General features: G+C 62.7%; 19 protein-coding genes and 1 pseudogene. 12 read left to right on the forward strand and 8 right to left on the reverse strand.

Annotated elements, in window-relative coordinates:
* Positions 1-213: 213 nt before the first annotated feature.
* Complete coding sequence (locus NTA49_RS16575; protein ID WP_258295923.1) at positions 214-1,341, forward strand: acetoin utilization protein AcuC; 1,128 nt, start codon at positions 214-216, stop codon at positions 1,339-1,341.
* Here the strand turns inward: NTA49_RS16575 and NTA49_RS16580 are convergent, their stop codons facing one another.
* Both NTA49_RS16580 and NTA49_RS16585 read right to left on the reverse strand, forming a co-directional pair.
* Complete coding sequence (locus tag NTA49_RS16580; protein WP_258295924.1) at positions 1,342-1,749, reverse strand: (R)-mandelonitrile lyase; 408 nt, start codon at positions 1,747-1,749, stop codon at positions 1,342-1,344.
* A gap of 69 nt (positions 1,750-1,818) precedes the next feature.
* A complete protein-coding gene (locus tag NTA49_RS16585; RefSeq protein WP_258295925.1) occupies positions 1,819-3,297 on the reverse strand; it encodes an ABC transporter substrate-binding protein in 1,479 nt (492 codons plus the stop codon).
* A gap of 128 nt (positions 3,298-3,425) precedes the next feature.
* On the opposite strand from NTA49_RS16585, the gene NTA49_RS16590 reads away from it, so the two are divergent.
* Positions 3,426-4,676, forward strand: a complete 1,251-nt coding sequence (locus tag NTA49_RS16590) for an Hsp70 family protein (RefSeq protein ID WP_258295926.1) — start codon at positions 3,426-3,428, stop codon at positions 4,674-4,676.
* Here the strand turns inward: NTA49_RS16590 and NTA49_RS16595 are convergent.
* Both NTA49_RS16595 and NTA49_RS16600 read right to left on the reverse strand, forming a co-directional pair.
* A complete protein-coding gene (locus tag NTA49_RS16595) occupies positions 4,673-5,947 on the reverse strand; it encodes an acetylornithine deacetylase/succinyl-diaminopimelate desuccinylase family protein (RefSeq protein WP_258295927.1) in 1,275 nt (424 codons plus the stop codon). The genes NTA49_RS16590 and NTA49_RS16595 overlap by 4 nt on opposite strands.
* A 47-nt stretch (positions 5,948-5,994) precedes the next feature.
* Positions 5,995-7,248, reverse strand: coding sequence for an aminotransferase class V-fold PLP-dependent enzyme (locus NTA49_RS16600; RefSeq protein ID WP_258295928.1), 1,254 nt, complete (start codon positions 7,246-7,248; stop codon positions 5,995-5,997).
* A gap of 107 nt (positions 7,249-7,355) precedes the next feature.
* Here NTA49_RS16600 and NTA49_RS16605 point away from each other — a divergent pair, with 107 nt between their 5' ends.
* Together NTA49_RS16605 and NTA49_RS16610 are read left to right on the forward strand one after the other, a co-directional pair.
* The gene (locus NTA49_RS16605; RefSeq protein ID WP_258295929.1) at positions 7,356-8,573 is read left to right on the forward strand and encodes a class I SAM-dependent RNA methyltransferase; all 1,218 of its coding nucleotides are present in this window, start codon (positions 7,356-7,358) and stop codon (positions 8,571-8,573) included.
* A gap of 106 nt (positions 8,574-8,679) precedes the next feature.
* Positions 8,680-9,177 carry a L,D-transpeptidase family protein gene (locus NTA49_RS16610; protein ID WP_258295930.1) on the forward strand — a complete coding sequence of 166 codons (498 nt, stop codon included), beginning with the start codon at positions 8,680-8,682 and terminating at the stop codon, positions 9,175-9,177.
* Positions 9,178-9,345: 168 nt separating this feature from the next.
* Here the strand turns inward: NTA49_RS16610 and dalA are convergent.
* Positions 9,346-9,858, reverse strand: a pseudogene (gene dalA, locus NTA49_RS16615) (divisome-associated lipoprotein DalA); the annotation flags it as partial.
* A gap of 168 nt (positions 9,859-10,026) precedes the next feature.
* On the opposite strand from dalA, the gene NTA49_RS16620 reads away from it, so the two are divergent.
* Positions 10,027-10,617, forward strand: a complete 591-nt coding sequence (locus NTA49_RS16620; protein WP_258295932.1) for a L,D-transpeptidase — start codon at positions 10,027-10,029, stop codon at positions 10,615-10,617.
* Positions 10,618-10,755: 138 nt separating this feature from the next.
* Entirely contained in the window at positions 10,756-10,935 is a 180-nt protein-coding gene (locus NTA49_RS16625) for a hypothetical protein (RefSeq protein ID WP_258295933.1), read from the forward strand.
* A 102-nt stretch (positions 10,936-11,037) separates the two neighbouring features.
* On the opposite strand, the gene hemH is transcribed toward NTA49_RS16625, so the two are convergent.
* Together hemH and NTA49_RS16635 are read right to left on the reverse strand one after the other, a co-directional pair.
* Positions 11,038-12,099: a ferrochelatase gene (gene hemH / locus NTA49_RS16630; RefSeq protein WP_258295934.1), complete on the reverse strand. Its 1,062-nt coding sequence runs from the start codon at positions 12,097-12,099 to the stop codon at positions 11,038-11,040.
* 52 nt (positions 12,100-12,151) lie between these two features.
* Entirely contained in the window at positions 12,152-12,964 is an 813-nt protein-coding gene (locus tag NTA49_RS16635; RefSeq protein ID WP_258295935.1) for a methyltransferase domain-containing protein, read from the reverse strand.
* Positions 12,965-12,978: 14 nt separating this feature from the next.
* On the opposite strand from NTA49_RS16635, the gene NTA49_RS16640 reads away from it, so the two are divergent.
* Genes NTA49_RS16640 through NTA49_RS16655 form a run of 4 tightly spaced genes read left to right on the forward strand, consistent with a single transcriptional unit; the run spans position 12,979 to position 15,294 of the window.
* Positions 12,979-13,713: a ComF family protein gene (locus NTA49_RS16640; protein WP_258295936.1), complete on the forward strand. Its 735-nt coding sequence runs from the start codon at positions 12,979-12,981 to the stop codon at positions 13,711-13,713.
* 36 nt (positions 13,714-13,749) lie between these two features.
* Positions 13,750-14,007 carry a glutaredoxin 3 gene (grxC, locus tag NTA49_RS16645; protein ID WP_258295937.1) on the forward strand — a complete coding sequence of 86 codons (258 nt, stop codon included), beginning with the start codon at positions 13,750-13,752 and terminating at the stop codon, positions 14,005-14,007.
* Positions 14,007-14,837 carry a carbon-nitrogen hydrolase family protein gene (locus NTA49_RS16650; RefSeq protein WP_258295938.1) on the forward strand — a complete coding sequence of 277 codons (831 nt, stop codon included), beginning with the start codon at positions 14,007-14,009 and terminating at the stop codon, positions 14,835-14,837. The genes grxC and NTA49_RS16650 overlap by 1 nt, the downstream gene beginning before the upstream one ends.
* Before the next feature lie 13 nt (positions 14,838-14,850).
* Complete coding sequence (locus NTA49_RS16655; RefSeq protein WP_258295939.1) at positions 14,851-15,294, forward strand: MarR family winged helix-turn-helix transcriptional regulator; 444 nt, start codon at positions 14,851-14,853, stop codon at positions 15,292-15,294.
* Here NTA49_RS16655 and ubiG read toward each other — a convergent pair.
* The gene (gene ubiG, locus NTA49_RS16660; RefSeq protein ID WP_258295940.1) at positions 15,291-16,046 is read right to left on the reverse strand and encodes a bifunctional 2-polyprenyl-6-hydroxyphenol methylase/3-demethylubiquinol 3-O-methyltransferase UbiG; all 756 of its coding nucleotides are present in this window, start codon (positions 16,044-16,046) and stop codon (positions 15,291-15,293) included. The two genes, NTA49_RS16655 and ubiG, sit on opposite strands and share 4 nt — an antisense overlap.
* 49 nt (positions 16,047-16,095) lie before the next feature.
* Between ubiG and pip the strand changes: the two genes are divergently transcribed.
* Together pip and NTA49_RS16670 are read left to right on the forward strand one after the other, a co-directional pair.
* Positions 16,096-17,076 carry a prolyl aminopeptidase gene (gene pip, locus NTA49_RS16665; protein WP_258295941.1) on the forward strand — a complete coding sequence of 327 codons (981 nt, stop codon included), beginning with the start codon at positions 16,096-16,098 and terminating at the stop codon, positions 17,074-17,076.
* Positions 17,076-17,924, forward strand: a complete 849-nt coding sequence (locus NTA49_RS16670; RefSeq protein WP_258295942.1) for an ABC transporter substrate-binding protein — start codon at positions 17,076-17,078, stop codon at positions 17,922-17,924. The genes pip and NTA49_RS16670 overlap by 1 nt, the downstream gene beginning before the upstream one ends.
* Positions 17,925-17,932: the final 8 nt, after the last annotated feature.

Genomic DNA, 17,932 nt, shown 5'->3' on the forward strand with positions numbered 1-17,932 from the left:
ATCAGCGCTTCAAGATCAGCACGGTCGGCGGGGCCAAGGTAAAGGCAGATGTCGGAACGTCGCATCCGCTGATCATGCCACAGCCGGACATCATTGGGAATCCTATGTCAGGTGGGGAACACTAGCGCAGAGATTAGGGCAAATGCGGGAACGCTGCGAAAACGCGTCGCAGGTGCTGTTCCCCATGCCTGAAATCGTGATCTACTGCGCGCCATGAATGCCTCTGGTCCCTTGCCGCGTCCGCTGTTCATCGGGCACGAGATCTACCGCGCCTCGACCTATGGGCGGTGGCATCCGTTGCGGGTGCCGCGCGTGTCGACGGTGATTGACCTGTCGCGCGCGTTGAGCTGGTTGCCACGCGAGGTCTATGTGACCAGTCCGCGCGCCAAGCCCGCCGCGCTGACCGGTTGGCACACGCCCGAATATGTCGCGGCCCTGCTGCGCGCCGAAGCTGAACAGGCCGTTTCCGAAGATGTGCGCGCCCGCCACCATCTCGGCACACCGTCCAATCCGGTCTTTGCCGAGATGTTTCGCCGTCCGGCCACGGCTGCGGGTGGGTCGCTTCTGGCGGGCGAGCTTCTGGCGCGCGGCGGTATCGTGTTTCACCCCGCGGGCGGCACCCATCACGGCATGCCCGACCGCGCCAGCGGCTTTTGCTACCTCAACGATCCGGTTCTGGCGATCCGGTCGCTGCGGGCCAACGGGGCCGCGCGCATCGCCTATATCGACATCGACGCGCATCACGGCGACGGTGTTCAGCGCGGGTTCGAGGATGATCCCGACACGCTGGTGCTGTCGGTGCACGAGGCGGGGTTGTGGCCGCGCACCGGCGCGCTGGATGAGATCGGCGCGGGAAATGTGTTCAACCTGCCGGTGCCAAGACACCTGAACGATGACGAGATGGGGCTGATCCGTGACGACTTGATCCTGCCCGCAATTGCCGCGTTCCGGCCCGATGCAATCGTGCTGCAATGCGGGGCGGATGCGGTGGCCGACGACCCGCAATCGCATCTGTCGCTGTCCAACAACGCCCATTGGCAGATCGTGCAGGGGGTGATGGGCATGGCTCCGCGCCTGCTGGTTCTGGGTGGTGGCGGCTATAATCCGTGGTCGGCGGGGCGGCTCTGGACCGGGGTCTGGGCCACGCTGAACGGCCATCCGGTGCCGCAGGTGCTGCCCGATACCGCCGAGCAAGTGCTGCGCGGGCTGACGTTTCAGGGCAACAAGCGCGGGCGCAATCCGGACCCAGCCTGGTTCACCACGCTGCGCGACGTGCCGCGTGGGGGCCCCATTCGCGAGGCCATCCGCGCCGCTGTCCTGAAACTGGCGGAACGCTTCTGATCAGTCTTGCGGCGCAATCGCATAGTCGGCGTCGCTGACATGCTCAAGCCAGTCGGCGGCGTTGCCATCCAGCGCCTCCTGCATCGCCATGTGCACCATTTCGGTGTCGGGCGCTGCCCCGTGCCAGTGTTCTTCGTGCGGCGGTATCCATACCGTGTCGCCCGCGCGTATCACCCGTGGCGGTTGACCGCGCAGAGCAATCCGCCCTTCACCCGACAAAACATGCAGGGTCTGTCCCAGCGGATGCGTGTGCCAAGCCGTGCGCGCACCGGCGGAAAACGTCACCACCAATGCGCGCAGCCGGGCGGGGTCCGGGGCCGTCACGACCGGATCTTGCCAGACGTCACCGGTGAAATAGTCGGCTGGGGCCTTTGTGCGCGGGCGCGTGCCCGATTTGTAGATGTCCATTGCCCTTGGTCCTTGTTCAAACGCAAAGGGGCGACGTCGCCGCCGCCCCCGCTTGTGATGAAATGACGTTTATTCCGACCAGCTGACGCCGGTCAGATCGGTCGCCTGCGTGGGCGCGTTGGTCCACAATCCTTGCAGTTCGGCCTTGGCGACTGACAGCATGGCAAGCTGGAACAGATAGCCGTTCACATATTCTTCGGCGATCATGCGCTGCGCATCCCCCAGAAGTTCGCCGCGTGTATCGGGGTCTGTGGTGCTGTTCAGCGTCGTCATCAGCGCCTGCAGATCGGTGTTGTCGTACTGGAAATAATAATCGGGGTTCGCATAGATCCCGATATCCATCGGCTCGGTGTGCGAGATGATGGTCAGCCCAAAGTTCTTGCCGTTGAATACCGATTCCAGCCACTGCGCCCATTCGACGTTGATGATCTCGGCCTCGATGCCGACCTCGGCCAACTGGGCCGCGACGATCTCTCCGCCACGACGCGCATAAGACGGAGGCGGCAGGTGCAATGTTGTTTCGAACCCGTCGGGAAAGCCTGCTTCGGCCAGCAGCGCCTTGGACTTTTCAGGGTCATATTCGCTCATCCCGGTCAGATCCACATAGGCCGGGTTGTGCGGCGCAAAATGCGTGCCGATAGGCGTGCCATAGCCGAACATCGCGCCGTCGATGATTGCCTGACGGTCGATGGCATGGGCCAGCGCCTGGCGCACCTTCACGTTGTTGAAGGGCGGCTGCGCATTGTTGGTGGACAGGATCGTCTCGCCCTCGGTGCTGCCGACCAGAACCTGAAAGCGAGGATCAGCCTCGAATTGCGGCAGGTTCTCGGGCGCGGGGAACCCCGCAAATGCGTCCACATCCTCGGCCATCACGGCGGCAAATGCGGCTGTCGGGTCCGAGATGAACTTGAACGTGGCCTTGGCGAGCGATGGCGCTTCACCCCAATAGTCCTCGTTGCGCTCCAGATCTATCCTGTCGCCCTGCACCCAGTTCACGAACTTGAACGCGCCGGTGCCCACGGGTGTCTGCTTGATGTTCTCGATGCTTTCGGGGGCCACGATCACCGCGTCGCCCCATGCCATGTTGAACAGGAAGCTGCCGTTCGGCTCGGCCAGCGTGACCTTGACGGTCGTAGGATCGACGACTTCGACATCGGTGATACCTGCGAACAGCGCCTTTTGCGCGTTCACGCTGTCTTCGGCGCGGGCACGGTCCAGGCTGAATTTCACATCTTCGGCGTCCATCGTGGTGCCGTCGTGGAATGTCACGTCGTCATGCAGGTTGAACGTGTATGTCAGGCCGTCGTCCGAAATCTCCCAGCTTTCGGCCAGGCCGGGCACGATCGACCCGTCGCCCATGAACCGCGTGAGCCCCTCGAACACGTTGGAATAGAGTACCGAATCGATGGCCCCGGCAGCAGCGCTGGTGGGATCGAGGTGCGGTGGTTCCAGCTGTAAGGCGACGGTGATGTCGTCCTTGGCCAAGGCAGATCCGGCGATCAGCGCAGCAGACGCAACCCCCAGCATGAGCGAGCGGATGTGAAACATTTCAAGACTCCCGTGTTGGTTTTTCAAAATGCTAGCCAGTTCCATGCGCTTTGGCCAGCGCCCGTGTTGCACCGGCGGGACCAAGACGGTAAGGCGGCGACTTTCCAACAGTTTCAGGCAGTGACGACATGGCGACCCTCGGGATAGATTTCGGAACATCGAACTCTGCCGCAGGTTATGCGGTGAACGGCCAGCCCCGGCTGGTCGCGCTTGAGCGAGACGAGCAGACGTTGCCCACCGCCGTCTTCTTCGATTTCGAATCGCGCAATACGCTCTATGGGCGTCCCGCCAACGCGGCGCTGATCGCGGGCGAGGAGGGACGCTATATGCGCGCCCTCAAGAGCCTGCTTGGCACCTCGCTGATGCGGGAATCGCGGATGCTGCTGAACGAGCGGCAGGATTTCATCACCATCGTCGCGCGGTTCCTGGCCACGATGAAGGCCCGCGCCGAAGCAGAGAGCGGTCTGACCTTCGACACGGCGCTCTCGGGGCGTCCAGTGCTGTTTCACAGCGCCAATGCAACGCGCAACGCGCAGGCGCTGACCGATCTGACCGAATGCTACCGCGTGGCAGGTTTCGACGCGGTCAAGTTCATGCCCGAACCCGAAGCGGCGGCGCTTGCCAGCCGCGCCGCCTTGCAGCCGGGCGATCTGGGGCTGGTGGTGGATATCGGCGGCGGCACGTCCGACTTTACCGTGTTCCGGCACGGCGCAGATGCGGGCATCGACATTCTGGCCAGCCACGGTGTGCGGCTGGGCGGCACCGATTTCGACCGGCGGCTGTCGTTGGACCATGTCATGCCGCTTTTGGGTCTGGGCAGCGACATCCGCCATGCGTTCGGCGATCAGGTCCATGCGGCCCCTCGTGCGCTGTTTGCGGATCTGGCCACTTGGCAGAAAATTCCGTTTCTTTACGCCCCCGACAGCCGCCGCGCGGCCCAGGATTTGGCGAAACACGCGGTGCAGCCTGAGCTGTTGAACCGTCTGGTGCGCGTGCTGGATGAAGAGTTGGGCCACGATCTGGCCTTCGCGGTCGAGGCGGGCAAGATTGCCGCAAATGACCCCGGCGGCACGGCCCTGCCAGAGATCAAACTGACCTTGTTAGAGAAGGGTCTGACCGTTCCGCTGCCCGCCGCGCTGATGTGGTCGGGGCTGGGTGAAATGGCCGATCAGGTGGGCGATGCCGCGTTGCAGGCCGTGGAGCAGGCGCAAATTGGGCCCGAAGAAATCGACAGGCTGATCTTCGTCGGCGGCTCCAGCCTGATGGTGGTGATCCAGGGCGCGTTGACGCATCGCTTTCCTACGGCTGACGTGCACCGGGGTGCCGCCCTCACCGGCATCGTCGAAGGTCTGGCGCTGGCGTCGGAGACCGCATTCTAGCCCTTCGGCAGCAAAAGGGTCTCTAACGCGGCGCCCATGACCCTGGCGCTGTCGATCATGTCGTCGATGCCGATGTATTCATCCGGCTTGTGCGCCAGTTCTAGCAGACCGGGACCATAGGCGATGCAGTTCTTCAGCTTGCCGATGCGGTCGATGTGCTTTTGATCATAAGACCCCGGCGACGCAACATAGGTCGGCGGCTTGCCCATGACCTCCTCAATCGCCTTCGCAACAGTCTCTACCACCGGTGCGGTCTTGTCCGTCATCGATGGGATCACGCTGTTCAACTCGGTCAGCTCATAGTCGAAATCGGGGCGCGTCTCGCGCAGACCTTCCAGCAGCGCCTTGACCTCATCGCGGACCTGATCCAGCGTTTCCTCGACCAGATAGCGCCGGTCGATCACGATCCGGCAACTGTCGGGCACGCAATGCGCGGGCAGGCCCGTGAAATCGTCGGTCTGCTCCTTCTGCCCGCCATGGATCGAGTTGATGTTCATCGTCGATTGCCGCGCGCCTTCGGGCACAACGGGCATTTCGGTGAACCGCGCGGCCATCGCGGGGTACAGCTTGGCCTCGAACTCGGACAGCACGGCGCCCATGTGGCGGACGGCACAATCGCCAAGGAAGGGCATCGAGCCGTGTGCGATCTCGCCCTTGGTTTCGATCTCGGCCCACCAGCCGCCGCGGTGACCCAGGCAGATCCGGTCTTTTTGCAGCGGCTCGGGAATGATGACGTGTTGCACCTTGTCAGGGTCGAAAAACCCCTTTTCGGCCAGATAGGCAACGCCGCCATAGCCGCCGGATTCTTCGTCGGCAGTGCCTGAAATCTCGATCGCGCCCTGAAAATTCGGGTGCTCTTCGATGAACGCCTCGGCGGCGATGATGGATGCCGCCAGCCCGCCCTTCATGTCGCAGGCGCCGCGTCCGTAGATCTTGCCGTCGGAAATGTCGCCGCCGAAGGGGTCGAATGTCCAGCCATGGCCCACTTCGACCACATCCGTATGGCTGTTGAAGTGCACACACTCCCCCGTCTGCGCCCCGTCACGCCGTGCGACGATGTTCCAGCGGGGGTATTTCTCGCTGTCCCCCGGTGTACCGGTGGCGCGGATCATTTGCGTCTGAAACCCGTGTTTCGTCAGGCGTTTGTCGAGAAAATCGCAGATTTCGCGATAGTTCTCGCCCGGAGGGTTCAGTGTCGGAATGCGGATCAGGTCCTGCGTCAGCTGGATGAGGTCATCGCGTTTGTCGGTGATGCGGTCGGAAAGTGTCATGGCGATACCTTCGAAGTTCGGCGCGGAAATGGCAAGGGACGCAGCATTCAGCCCTCGTCGGCGATTTTCTTCATGGCGGCCAGAAACGCGGTGACTTCGGCCTCGGAGTTGTAGTGGCACATCGACACGCGCACGGCAGCAGGCAGGCCCAGCGGATCAAGCACGTTGCCCGAATAATGGTCGGCCTTGCGCACGTGGGTGCGGATGCCCTGATCGTTCAGGCGGGCGACGATGTCGATGGCGGGCACATTCTCCATCGCAAAGCAAACCAGTCCCTCGCGCGCCGGATTGTCTGCGCCGCCGATGATCTGGACACCGTGCAGTTCGGTCAGGCCGGGCAGGTTGCCGGTGCCGTTCAGCATGGTGTCGGTCAGATGCTTTTCATGGGCGTGGATCGCATGGCCCGCCGCCTCGATGCGCGCGCGGCGGTCGGGTGCGTCAGACACCTGCCCGCCCAGCCAGTCGAAATAGGCCACCACATCGGAAAACGTGGCATAGGCCCCGGTATCGCGCGTGCCCATTTCCCAGTTCTCCGATGGGCCGTTGATCAAGGCTTCTAGCGGCAGCTGGCTCAGCCGCTCCGACGCCCAGGCAACCCCGTAACCATGGCGCGAAAACACCTTGTAGGGACTAACGACATATCCGTCGATGCCTGCCGCTTCGATGTCGATGCCACCGTGGCTGGCGTGCTGGATGCCGTCCACGATGATCAGACAATCGGGGGAAACGGCGCGGATCGCTTGCGAGATGGCCGCGATATCCATGCCCATGCCGGTCACCGGCGAGGTGTGCAGCATCGTGGCCACCCGCACATCCGGTGTCATGGCTTTCGCGTAATCCTCGGCCGTGACCAGCCCGCGCGCGGCGTCATGTGCCACGCTTATGTACTCTACACCGGCGTTTTTGGCCCAGATCTGTGCTGCACTGCGCGAGGCGGGGTGTTCAATGGTCGAGCCGATGACCGTGCCCTTTGCCCCCATCACCGCCGTGCGGATCAACCGGAACAGCAGTTCGGTCCCGCTTTCGCCGACGAAAAACTGGCCCGACGGCGCGTTGAAGAACGTCGCCATGTCGGATTTCGCCGTCTTGATGATCTCGACCAAAGCCTTCGCCGCCGGGTTGTCGCGCCCCTGATTGTCAGGGATCGCCGCGAACTTGGCGGAAGTCTCCACCGCCGATTTCAATGTCAGCGCGCCGCCTGCGTTCTCGAAAAAGACGCGTGGCCCGGAAAAGGGGCATTCATCGACGTGGGCAAAACGGTCGCGGATTTCAGACAGAAGGGGGGCAAGCGGTGACGACATGGGGTTTTCCTTTGGGGTGTTCGGCACATTCGTCTGCCAAAATCGCGCGGGGTGCAACTGCTTGATGGGGCTTGGGTGCGACGCCGCTTCGCGCTAAGGACGCGGGCATGACACAACACACAATCATCCGCCTTGGACATCAGGGCGACGGCATTGCCGAAGGTCCGGTTTTCGCCCCCCGCACGTTGCCTGGCGAAGTGGTCAGCGGCACGCTGAACGACACGCAACTGAGCGACGTGCGCATCGACATGCCATCGGACGACCGCGTGGCCGCGCCCTGCCGACATTACAAGGCGTGCGGCGGTTGCCAGTTGCAGCACGCCAGCGACACGCTGGTCGCCGATTTCAAGGCAACCGTGGTCAAGGCGGCGCTGTCCGCCCACGGGTTGCAAACCACGGTGCGCCCAACGCTGACCTCGCCTGCGCAATCACGCCGACGGGCGACGTTTTCGGTCAAGCGGACCAAGAAGGGCGCGACCGCCGGATTTCATGGGCGCGCATCGGACGTGATCGTCGAAGTGCCGGGTTGCCTGCTGGTCGATCCCGCGCTTTTGCCTGCGCTTGACGTGGCCAAGGCGCTGGCGCTGGTGGGCTCCAGCCGCAAGGCAGAGATGTCGGTAACCGCGACCCTGTCGGGCGAGGGGATGGATATCTCGGTTAAGGGCGGTAAGCCGCTGGACGGCCCGCTGCGGGTGCAACTGGCCCAGGCGACCGAAACGCACGGGCTGTGCCGACTGGCTTGGGACGACGAGGTGATCGCGGCGCGGGGCCAAGCCTGGCAGGCGTTCGGTGCCGCGCGGGTCGTGCCGCCGCCGGGGACGTTCCTGCAGGCGACTGTGCATGGCGAGCAGACCTTGCAATCCCTCGTGATGGAAATTTGCACGGGGGCAAAGGTGGTCGCGGACCTGTTCGCAGGCTGCGGCACATTCAGCTTTCCGCTGCTGGCCCACGCCGAGGTGCACGCGGTCGAGGGTGACGCCGAAATGACCGCAGCGCTGGCCGCAGGCTGGCGTGCCGCGGGCGGATTGCGCCCCCTGACATCCGAGGCGCGCGATCTTTTCCGCCGTCCCTTGCTGCCCGACGAGCTGAAGTGTTTTGACGTCGTGGTGATCGACCCGCCGCGTGCGGGGGCTGCCGCACAGGTGGCGCAGATCATTGAAAGCACGGTGAAAACCGTCGCCTATGTCTCGTGCAATCCGGTGACCTTCGCGCGGGACACGGCGCAACTGGTCGAGGCGGGATATGTTCTGGAATGGGTGCAGCCCGTGGACCAGTTTCGCTGGTCTTCGCATGTGGAACTGGTCGGCAAGTTGACGCGCGCGTGATTGCTGGTCAGGCGATAAAAGCTTGGTGAAATCGCCAATTCGGTGTACGTGTGCTGCGCAGTAAATGGTAGCCTGACAACAGGCACACAAAGGCAGGACAGTTACGATGAAACGCAGGGCATTGATCCTTGGCGGCGTTGCGGCGGCGATTGTGCCCGCTTGTAGCCCAAGTAAATTCAAACGCTACAACGGCCCTGCCGTTACATTCCTGGTCGTAAACAAATCCGACCGCCAGATGTTCCTGCTCCACAAGGATCGCGTGCTGAAGGCCTATGCCATCGACCTGGGCTTTGCGCCCATCGGTCACAAGTTCTTTGAAGGGGACGGGCGCACGCCCGAGGGGCTGTACCTGATCGACCGGCGCAACCCGAACAGCAAGTTTCACCTGTCTATCGGCATATCCTATCCCAACCAGAACGACCGCGCAGCAGCCGAGGCGCTGGGCAAGTCGCCGGGTGGCGATATCTTTATTCATGGCAAGTCGGAAAAGCGCAAAAAGGGCCAGAACGACTGGACCTGGGGCTGCATCGCGGTGACCGACAAGGAAATGGAAGATGTCTATGCGATGGTGGGCGACGGCACACCGATCCAGATCAACGCATAAGGGCAGGCGCGCGCCGGGCCGCTGGCCCGACGCAGGTTCAAACGCTTACTCGGTGGTGTCCACGATTGTGGCCGCGTCTTCCATCGACGCAGTCTGATCATCGACACGCGCAGGCACCCGGCGTGACGCCGTCGGGTTGGCCAGCGGTACAAGGGCTGCGCTGCTGGGGTTGGCCATTACCATCGTCCACCAGATCTTGCCGTTGTTTTCCTGGTGCCATGCAAACCCCATCTGGCTGGCATCACGCGACAGGATCGTGCGGCGCGTATCGGGCTGTTCCATCCATGCGGCCAGCGTTTCCAGCTCTGATTCGTAGGTTTCAGAGATGTTTTCACCGACAAGCCGCCCCGGATAGCCGACGCGCTGCAGCCGGTCGATGGGCGAAGAGCCGTCCGAGCCAAAGTGCCAGGGACGGTTCTGCACGGCCATATCGCGCGAGTGGGTCGCGGCAGCGGCGTTCAGCTGCGGGTCAAGCGCCACCGGCGCCACCCCTTGTGCCTGACGCAGGGCGTTGACCGAATCAAGCATGCGGTATTGCAGTTTCGACGTGTCGCCCGCGCGGATGCGATACAGTTTCGGCGCAGCGCTCCCGTCTGAGGTCAGCGTTGGCTGGGAAGGCGGCACCGCACAGGCGCTGAGCACCAGCAGGCCTGCCAGCAGCAGGGAGAAGATACGGATCATGACAGGCTCCAGTCGTTTGGTTTCAAAGTGAGATACAGCGCCACGCGTGGCAATTCAAACGCACATAGGCGTGAGCTTGCCGGATGACAGTTCTTTGAATTGCGACTGCGACTTTAGCGCCATATATACAAGGGTAAATGACTTATCCGCTGAACAGGAGGACATGAGATGTCCAACAAGCGCTTTGATTTCCAGAACCGTCGTGCATTTCTCGCAGGCTCTGCCGCGATGCTTGCGACGCCCGCCCTTGCACAGGTTCCCGCAGGCCAGGCCGAGCGTGACCCGACTCAATCGGTGCGCCGCAACATTTCCAGCTTTCGCACGCTGGACTGGCAGCCCTATTTCGACAGTCTGAACAACGGGGCCATCCTGGTCGATATCGACAGCCGGGCCGTGCACTACTGGTCCGAGGATCAGTCGATCTACAAATTGTACCCTTCCAGCGTACCGCTTACCGATGACCTGACGCGCCGTGGTCGCACCAGTGTAGTACAGAAGGTGACAGGCCCCAGCTGGCGCCCGACACCCTCCATGCTGGAACGCAACCCGGAGTGGCCCGACTTTATCGGCCCCGGCCCCGATAACCCCTTGGGCACGCACGCTTTGTACCTGAGCTGGACCTATTACCGCATCCACGGAACCCACGACACGCGCAAAATTGGCCGCAAATCGTCCAACGGATGCATCGGTCTTTACAACGAACATATTCAGGAACTGTTCGGCATGGCGGAAGTGGGCACACAAGTGTTGCTTATTTGACGACATCGGATTCAATGGCGGCCTTTGTACGGCAATGCGGGTTTGCAATTCCCCTTATTTGCTGTTTACAACGGGATACGAGGTAAGTCTTGGGTGCGCGTCCGCACAATTGCTGGCGCGCTTTTTCTGGAGGTTAACATGAAAAAACTCGTTCTCGCCGCCGCTCTGACAGCTGCTGCATCTACCGCATTCGCCGGCGCTCCTGCCGATCCGATCATCGAAGCACCCGTCGTCGTCGAAGAAACAACTTCTTCTTCGTCCGGCATCCTGCTGCCCCTGCTGCTTCTGGCACTGGTGGCTGCAGCTGTTGCTGACTAAGCGACGCTTCGCACCAATAAGAAAGGCGGTACTTCGGTACCGCCTTTTTTTATGTCTGCACTCTGGGGTTCTGGCGAAACGCGTCGCCCCTTCCGGGCGCGGCTAGACCAGCCAGCCGCGCAGATTCTCCTCGATCACGTTCGACAACGCCTGAATGTGCGCAGGGTCGTCGTTGAGGCAGGGGATATAGGTAAAGGTCTCGCCGCCCGCGTGCTCAAAGCTTTCGCGGATCTCTTCGTTGATCTCTTCCAGCGTTTCGATGCAATCGGCGGAAAATGCAGGCGCGCAGACCGCGATGCTTTTCTTGCCGGCCTTTGCCTGTCGCGCAACCTCTTCGACCGTGTAGGGCTGCAGCCATTCTTCGGGGCCGAATTTTGACTGGAAGGTCGTCATGATCTCGGTGTCGTCCCAGCCCAGCCGCTCTTTCAGCAGGCGCGTGGTTTTCTGGCATTGGCAGTGATAGGGATCGCCTTGCATCAGATAGCGCTGCGGCACCCCGTGATAGGAACACAGCAAGATATCGGGCCGCTTTTCGGCCTTGGCATATCCGGCCTCAATGGACTGGGCCAGCGCGTCGATATAATCGGCCCGGTCGAAATAGGGGGCGACGGTGCGCGCCACCGGCTGCCAGGTTTCCTTTTGCAGGGCATCAAAAAACGCATCGTTGGCAGTGGCTGACGTGGCCCCGGCATAATGCGGATAAAGCGGGAAAAACAGGATCTTGCGGCAGCCCGCCTCGGTCATCGCGCGGACCTTGGATGCGGTCGACGGATTGCCGTAGCGCATGCAGAAATCCACCATGACCGTATCGCCGAACCGGCTTTGCATCGCTTCGGCAATCTTGGCCGTCTGCGCCTTGGTGATGGTCAGCAGGGGGCTTTCGTTCTCGGCCTCGTTCCAGATGGACTTGTACGCAGCACCCGAACTGAAGGGGCGTTTCGTCAGAATGACGGTCTGCAACAGCGGCTGCCACAGCCACGGCGAATAGTCGATGACGCGGCGGTCCGACAGGAATTCGCTGAGATAACGGCGCATCGACCAATAGTCGTAACCGTCCGGCGTGCCGAGGTTGGCCAGCAGAATCCCGACGCGCTCGCCCGGGATTGCCGGGTGGTCTGGCTTTGCATGGGCAGGGCGCTGGGCGTTGGTCTGTGTATCTGGCATGAGCTTTTCCGCTGTTCGGGTCGATCGAGACATAGAGGAATTTGCCGCAGGTTCAATCTGGCAAGGGCCGTTCTGCGACATTGAGCGCATCTGCAAGCCGCTGTTGTGCCGATCCGGGGCGCAATGCCTTGGGTTGGCTGGGGTCCGGAGCCCAGCCGGCCAGGAACACCAGATCGAATGTTGTACGTATTCGGCCCGTATCTGTACAGAATGCAGATTGATAGCGCGCGACCGCGTCCATCATTACCGATCTGCGCGTCGGCTTGCGCAACCGCCCGGTCAGCGCGTTGGTTTCGCCCATCGCGCGCAACTCGTGCATCAAATGCAGGGGCGATTTGTATTCGACCGTCTGGGTCAGCACATCCGCCACCGGCAGGGCAAAGCCCGCACGTTGCAGCAGCGCACCCAGATCGCGCACCTCGCCCATCGGTGCCACGCGGGGGCTCAGGCCGCCGGTCTGTGCAACTTCGGCCTCGGCGAGGCAGGCGCGCAGCTCGTTCAGGGTCTGGCCGCCAAAGCACACGCCCAGAAACAGCCCGTCGGGTTTCAGGGCACGGTGGCATTGGATCAGCTGGCCCACGGGGTCGTTGGCCCAGTGCAGTCCCATGGCATGCACCACCAGATCGCAAGAGGCAGGTTCCAGCGCCAGTGTTTCCTGATCGGGGATAATTCTGCAGTTTTCGACAAGATTGCCCCAGATCTGCGGGAACCCAGTCACCACGGCGGCCTGCGTAAATGACCTTTTAACCAGTTCCAGCCGATCCTGAAGCTCTTCCCGCGCGGTCTGGTGCAGGAACAGGGCATCAGGCTGCGTGCGCTTGCGGTGTGCGATCAGTGCGGCGGTGTCTGTCAACGGTGCGTTCATGGAGCTTAGATAGAATGGTTGCGACGCGGTTACAAACGGCCCTTTCCCTGATCTATCCCGCACGCTGTCTGGGGTGCGGCACCGTGGTCGACGATGACTTTGGCCTGTGCGGAACATGCTGGCGCGACACGCCCTTTGTCGGGGGGGCCATTTGCGATTCGTGCGGTGGCCCTTTGCCGGGACAAACTGGTGTGGACAAGGCGCATTGCGACAGCTGCCTGCGCGATCCGCCGCCCTGGGATCAGGGGCGCGCGGCGCTGGTGTATCGCGACCGGGCCCGGTCGCTGATCCTGGGGCTGAAACATGCGGACAAACAAGAGGTGGCCGAGCCTGCCTCGGGGTGGATGGCCCGTGCGGTGCGCGATATCGTAACGCCGGGCATGCTGGTTGTTCCTGTACCGCTGCATTGGACGCGGATGCTCAAACGGCGCTATAATCAGTCGGCGCTGCTGGCCCGTGCGATGGCCAACCGGCTGGACCTGCCCAGTTGTCCCGACCTGCTGCTGCGCATTCGCCGCACCCGCAGTCTTGAGGGGATGGACCGCACCCAGCGGCTGACCACGCTGGACGGTGCGCTTGCGATCAATACCAAACGCGCGCATCGGATTGCCGCCGGTCGGTCGGTGCTGCTGGTCGATGATGTGATGACATCCGGTGCGACCCTGGCCGAGGCGACGCGCACGCTGCGTGCGGCGGGCGCAGGTCGGGTTTGCGTGGTGGCACTGGCGCGGGTGACCAAAGAGACCTAGATATTGGGGAAATGACCCCATACCGAGGACACTGACATGAAACCTGTTGCTATCTACACCACGCCGATCTGCGGCTTTTGCCACCGTGCCAAACAGTTGCTGAACCAGAAGGGCGTCGATTTCGAAGAGTTCGACGTGATGGCCAACCCAGACTTGAAGACCGAGATGATCAAGCGCGCCAATGGCAGCCGCACCGTGCCGCAGATCTTTGTCGGCGAAGATCATGTGGGCGGCTGCGACGAGCTTTATGCGCTTGAGCGTCAGGGCAAGCTGGACGAGCTGCTGGCCGCCTGATGAAGGCCGCGCTGCTGCAACTGAACGTCAGCGACGATCCTGTCGCCAATTTGGTCGAAACCACGGCGCTGCTGCGCGCCGCCGTGGCGGAGGGTGCGCAGTTCGTGCTGACACCGGAGGTGACGAACTGCATCTCGACCAGCCGTGACCGCCAGCGCGAGGTGCTGCAGGACGAAGCGTCGGATATCACGCTGGCTGGGCTGCGCGCGGAGGCTGCGGCACAGGGCATCTGGCTGCTGATCGGATCGCTTGCGGTCAAGACCGACGATCCCGACGGACGCTTTGCCAACCGGCAGTTCCTGATCGCACCCGATGGCGGCATTCAGGCGCGATACGACAAGATACATATGTTCGACGTGGAAATCGGGCAGGGCGAAAGCTATCGCGAATCTGCGGGCTACCGGCCAGGTAGACGTGCGGTGGTGGCGGACCTGCCCGCATTCCGGCTGGGCATGGCGACCTGTTACGATATGCGCTTTGGCCATCTGTCGCGGGCGCTGGTGCAGGCGGGTGCGCAGGTGCTGGTATATCCGTCGGCATTCTCGCCCGTCACCGGTGCAGCCCATTGGCACAGCCTGCTGCGGGCGCGCGCGATCGAAAGCGGTGCCTGGGTTCTGGCACCGGCACAGACCGGCACACATGACGCGACGGAGGGGAAGCCGCGCAGCACTTACGGGCATTCTCTTGTGGTGGACCCTTGGGGCGATGTATTAGTGGACGCAGGGACGGAGACCGGATTTTCGGTGTTCGATCTGGATATTGACAGGGTCGCGAACGCCCGGCGCCGTATTCCGGCACTGGAAAACGCCCGCGATTTTGATGGACCGTGAACCTAGAGAGCGCATGACGCAGGACAAGGACGCATTGGCAATCGCGCTGTTCAGCGAGGTTTTGGCCGCTGATCAGACCGTACGCAACCGTCTGGGACGGGTGCTGCCCAAAGGCATGGAAATCTCGCATTTCTCGGTTCTGAACAGTCTGGCCTGGCACCACGGCGAACGCACGCCAGCGCAATTGGCCGAGACGTTCAACGTGACGCGTGGGGCGATGACCAACACGCTGCGGAAGCTGCAATGGCAGGGATATGTTCACATCCGCCCCGATTGGGACGATGCGCGCCGCAAGCTGGTCGCGATAAGTCCCGCAGGCGCGCAGGCGCGCGAGGCTGCTGTTTCCGCGATTGCACCGCTGTTTCGCGACCTGGTCGACAAGGTCGGCGAAGAGCAGGTGCGCGCCGCCATCCCGACGCTGCGCGAGTTGCGCAATCAGTTGACCGACAAGCCTTAAAGCGGCAGGCGCGGTTTGAGGCTGGCGGTGACGTAGTTCACGCTGAGGTCACGGTCCGACAGGCGCCACGACCATGTCAGCGGATTGAACACAAAACCCTGCCGGTCTACGGGGTCGAGCCCCGCGCGGGTCAGCAGATCGAACAACTCGTCCGGCGTGATGAACTTGGACCATTGGTGCGTGCCCTTTGGCAGCCAACGCATGATGTGCTCGGCCCCGATGATGGCCATGGCAAAGGATTTCGGATTTCGGTTAAGCGTCGAGCAGATGTGCAGCCCGCCGGGTTTCAACAGCGCGCGGCAGGCGGTCAAATAGGCCAGCGGGTCGGATACGTGTTCGACCACCTCCATGTTCAGCACCGCGTCGAACTGTTCGCCCGCCGCCGCCATATCCTCGGCGGTGGTGTGGCGATAGTCGATGTCCAGCCCCGATTGCTGCGCGTGAACCTGTGCCACGGGAATGTTACGCGCTGCGGCATCTGCGCCCACCACATCAGCGCCCAGTCGCGCCATAGGCTCGGCCAGCAACCCGCCGCCACAGCCGATGTCGAGGATGCGCAGACCGGCAAAAGCGTCGGGTGCCTTGAGATCGCGGTCAAATTCGGCGGCGATCTGCGTTGTGATATAGTCAAGACGGCAGGGGTTCAGCATGTGAAGCGGTTTGAATTTGCCCGTGGGGTCCCACCATTCTTCGGCCATAGCCTCGAATTTGGCGACCTCTGAGGGATCTACGGTGCCGTGATGCGCTTGCATTCTGCTCTCCATATGCTCAATTGTTCCTTGCACCCTATATAGGACGGTCATGGACAAGTACCCGGATCAAAAGCGCGCAGTTCAGTTTCTTTACCCGCCGGTCGATCCGTTCGATCAGCGGATGATGGATGTGGGCGACGGGCACAAGATCTATGTCGAGCAATGCGGGAACCCCTCTGGGATTCCGGTCGTGGTACTGCATGGTGGCCCCGGTGGCGGGTGCAGCCCCGCGATGCGGCGGTATTTCGACCCGGCGGTGTTTCGCGTGGTGCTGTTCGATCAGCGTGGCTGCGGGCGGTCGCGCCCCTATGCGGTGATCGAGAACAACACGACATGGCACCTGGTGCGCGACATCGAGATGATCCGCGAGGCGCTGGGCATCGACCGCTGGATCGCCTTTGGCGGAAGCTGGGGGGCGACGCTGGCGCTGATCTATGCGCAGACCCACCCCGACCGCGTGCGCGAATTGGTGTTGCGCGGCGTGTTCACCATGACCCAGGCCGAGATCGACTGGTTCTATGCAGGCGGCGCGGGCAAGTTCTGGCCCGAAGTCTGGGCGCGGTTTATCGCTCCCATTCCCGAAGACGAGCGCGGCAATCTGGTGGCGGCCTATCATAGGCGGCTGTTCAGCGGCGACCGGATGGAGGAAACCAAATACGGACGCGCCTGGGCGTCGTGGGAAAATGCGCTGGCGTCGATCCACAGCAATGGTGCGGGCGGCGAGGCTCCGGGTGAATATGCGCGGGCGTTTTCGCGGTTGGAGAATCACTATTTCATCAACGGCGGCTTTCTTGAGTTCGACGGGCAGATATTGGCGCACATGGACCGTCTGGCGGATATCCCCGGCACCATTGTGCAAGGGCGCTATGACATGATCTGCCCGCCCGAAAGCGCCTATGCGATCGTGCAGAAGTGGCCGAGGGGCACGCTTAAGCTGGTGCGCAATGCGGGCCATGCGTTGTCCGAGCCGGGGATCAGTTCGGAGCTGGTGCGCACGATGGACCGCATCGGCCAGACGGAGCAGATCTAATGAAACGGATGGATCGCCGTGCCTTGTTCGCCTCGGGTGCTGCTGCCGCGTTGCTGGCGGCGACGGGTGTGCAGGCGCAGATTGCGCCACGGTCCGGCGGGCGTCTGCGGGCGGCCCTGTCGGGTGCATCGCGAGACGATGGCTGGGATCTTGCGCCAGGAGGCCTGTTCATGATGGCAGCCCAGCACACGGTGTTCGAGGCACTGACCGAAGTGGCTGCTGATGGCAGTCTTCGAGGTGCCTTGTCCACGGCGTGGTCTGGTACGGACGGCGGGCGAACGTGGGCGTTCGATCTGCGCAGTGGCGTGGCGTTTCACGATGGCAGCCCGCTGCGTGCGCAGGATGTCGTGGCAAGCCTGTCCGACGTGATCGACGGCAGCGCGGTGGCCGATGGCCCGTCGCGTGTGGTGGTGCGACTGACCCATGCGCAGGCCGATCTGCCCTATGCCTTGTCCGGTGCGCTGATCCGTCCAGCGGACCCGCAAGCGCGGGCGCAGGGCGTGGGCACCGGATTGTACCGCGTGCAGAAATTCGATGCCGGTCGGCAGTTCATCGGCGCGCGGGTCGCCGATCATTACAAGAGCGACCGCGCGGGATGGTTCGACAGCGTCGAGTTCGTGTCGATCCCCGCGCAAGAGGTCCGCGCCGAGGCTTTGCGCGCTGGTCTTGTTGACGCCGCAGACGTGACCGGTGCCGATGCGCTGACGGGTGACCGCGCGTTCATGTACCTGCCCGACGCCGCGCGCTGTCAGCAGATCGTGCACCGCAACATCGGCGTTCCGGCGGAAATCGGCACACGGCATGCGCTGGACGACCTGCGGATGGCCGAACGCTGGTGGCGGGTGTAGGCCAAGGG

It is taken from the genome of Pseudosulfitobacter koreensis, from assembly GCF_024733015.1.
In the GTDB taxonomy this organism is placed as follows: Bacteria; Pseudomonadota; Alphaproteobacteria; order Rhodobacterales; family Rhodobacteraceae; genus Pseudosulfitobacter; species Pseudosulfitobacter koreensis.

What these genes read in the sequence shown, in the direction of transcription:
- NTA49_RS16610 (WP_258295930.1), top strand. Translation starts at nt 8,680, where the DNA reads ATGAAACGCAGGGCATTGATCCTTGGCGGCGTTGCGGCGGCGATTGTG.
- NTA49_RS16655 (WP_258295939.1), top strand. Translation starts at nt 14,851, where the DNA reads ATGACGCAGGACAAGGACGCATTGGCAATCGCGCTGTTCAGCGAGGTT.
- grxC (WP_258295937.1), top strand. Translation starts at nt 13,750, where the DNA reads ATGAAACCTGTTGCTATCTACACCACGCCGATCTGCGGCTTTTGCCAC.
- NTA49_RS16575 (WP_258295923.1), top strand. Translation starts at nt 214, where the DNA reads ATGAATGCCTCTGGTCCCTTGCCGCGTCCGCTGTTCATCGGGCACGAG.
- NTA49_RS16600 (WP_258295928.1), bottom strand. Translation starts at nt 7,248, where the DNA reads ATGTCGTCACCGCTTGCCCCCCTTCTGTCTGAAATCCGCGACCGTTTT.
- NTA49_RS16585 (WP_258295925.1), bottom strand. Translation starts at nt 3,297, where the DNA reads ATGTTTCACATCCGCTCGCTCATGCTGGGGGTTGCGTCTGCTGCGCTG.
- NTA49_RS16670 (WP_258295942.1), top strand. Translation starts at nt 17,076, where the DNA reads ATGAAACGGATGGATCGCCGTGCCTTGTTCGCCTCGGGTGCTGCTGCC.
- NTA49_RS16625 (WP_258295933.1), top strand. Translation starts at nt 10,756, where the DNA reads ATGAAAAAACTCGTTCTCGCCGCCGCTCTGACAGCTGCTGCATCTACC.
- hemH (WP_258295934.1), bottom strand. Translation starts at nt 12,099, where the DNA reads ATGCCAGATACACAGACCAACGCCCAGCGCCCTGCCCATGCAAAGCCA.
- pip (WP_258295941.1), top strand. Translation starts at nt 16,096, where the DNA reads ATGGACAAGTACCCGGATCAAAAGCGCGCAGTTCAGTTTCTTTACCCG.
- NTA49_RS16590 (WP_258295926.1), top strand. Translation starts at nt 3,426, where the DNA reads ATGGCGACCCTCGGGATAGATTTCGGAACATCGAACTCTGCCGCAGGT.
- NTA49_RS16595 (WP_258295927.1), bottom strand. Translation starts at nt 5,947, where the DNA reads ATGACACTTTCCGACCGCATCACCGACAAACGCGATGACCTCATCCAG.
- NTA49_RS16635 (WP_258295935.1), bottom strand. Translation starts at nt 12,964, where the DNA reads ATGAACGCACCGTTGACAGACACCGCCGCACTGATCGCACACCGCAAG.
- NTA49_RS16605 (WP_258295929.1), top strand. Translation starts at nt 7,356, where the DNA reads ATGACACAACACACAATCATCCGCCTTGGACATCAGGGCGACGGCATT.
- ubiG (WP_258295940.1), bottom strand. Translation starts at nt 16,046, where the DNA reads ATGCAAGCGCATCACGGCACCGTAGATCCCTCAGAGGTCGCCAAATTC.
- NTA49_RS16620 (WP_258295932.1), top strand. Translation starts at nt 10,027, where the DNA reads ATGTCCAACAAGCGCTTTGATTTCCAGAACCGTCGTGCATTTCTCGCA.
- NTA49_RS16640 (WP_258295936.1), top strand. Translation starts at nt 12,979, where the DNA reads ATGGTTGCGACGCGGTTACAAACGGCCCTTTCCCTGATCTATCCCGCA.
- NTA49_RS16650 (WP_258295938.1), top strand. Translation starts at nt 14,007, where the DNA reads ATGAAGGCCGCGCTGCTGCAACTGAACGTCAGCGACGATCCTGTCGCC.
- NTA49_RS16580 (WP_258295924.1), bottom strand. Translation starts at nt 1,749, where the DNA reads ATGGACATCTACAAATCGGGCACGCGCCCGCGCACAAAGGCCCCAGCC.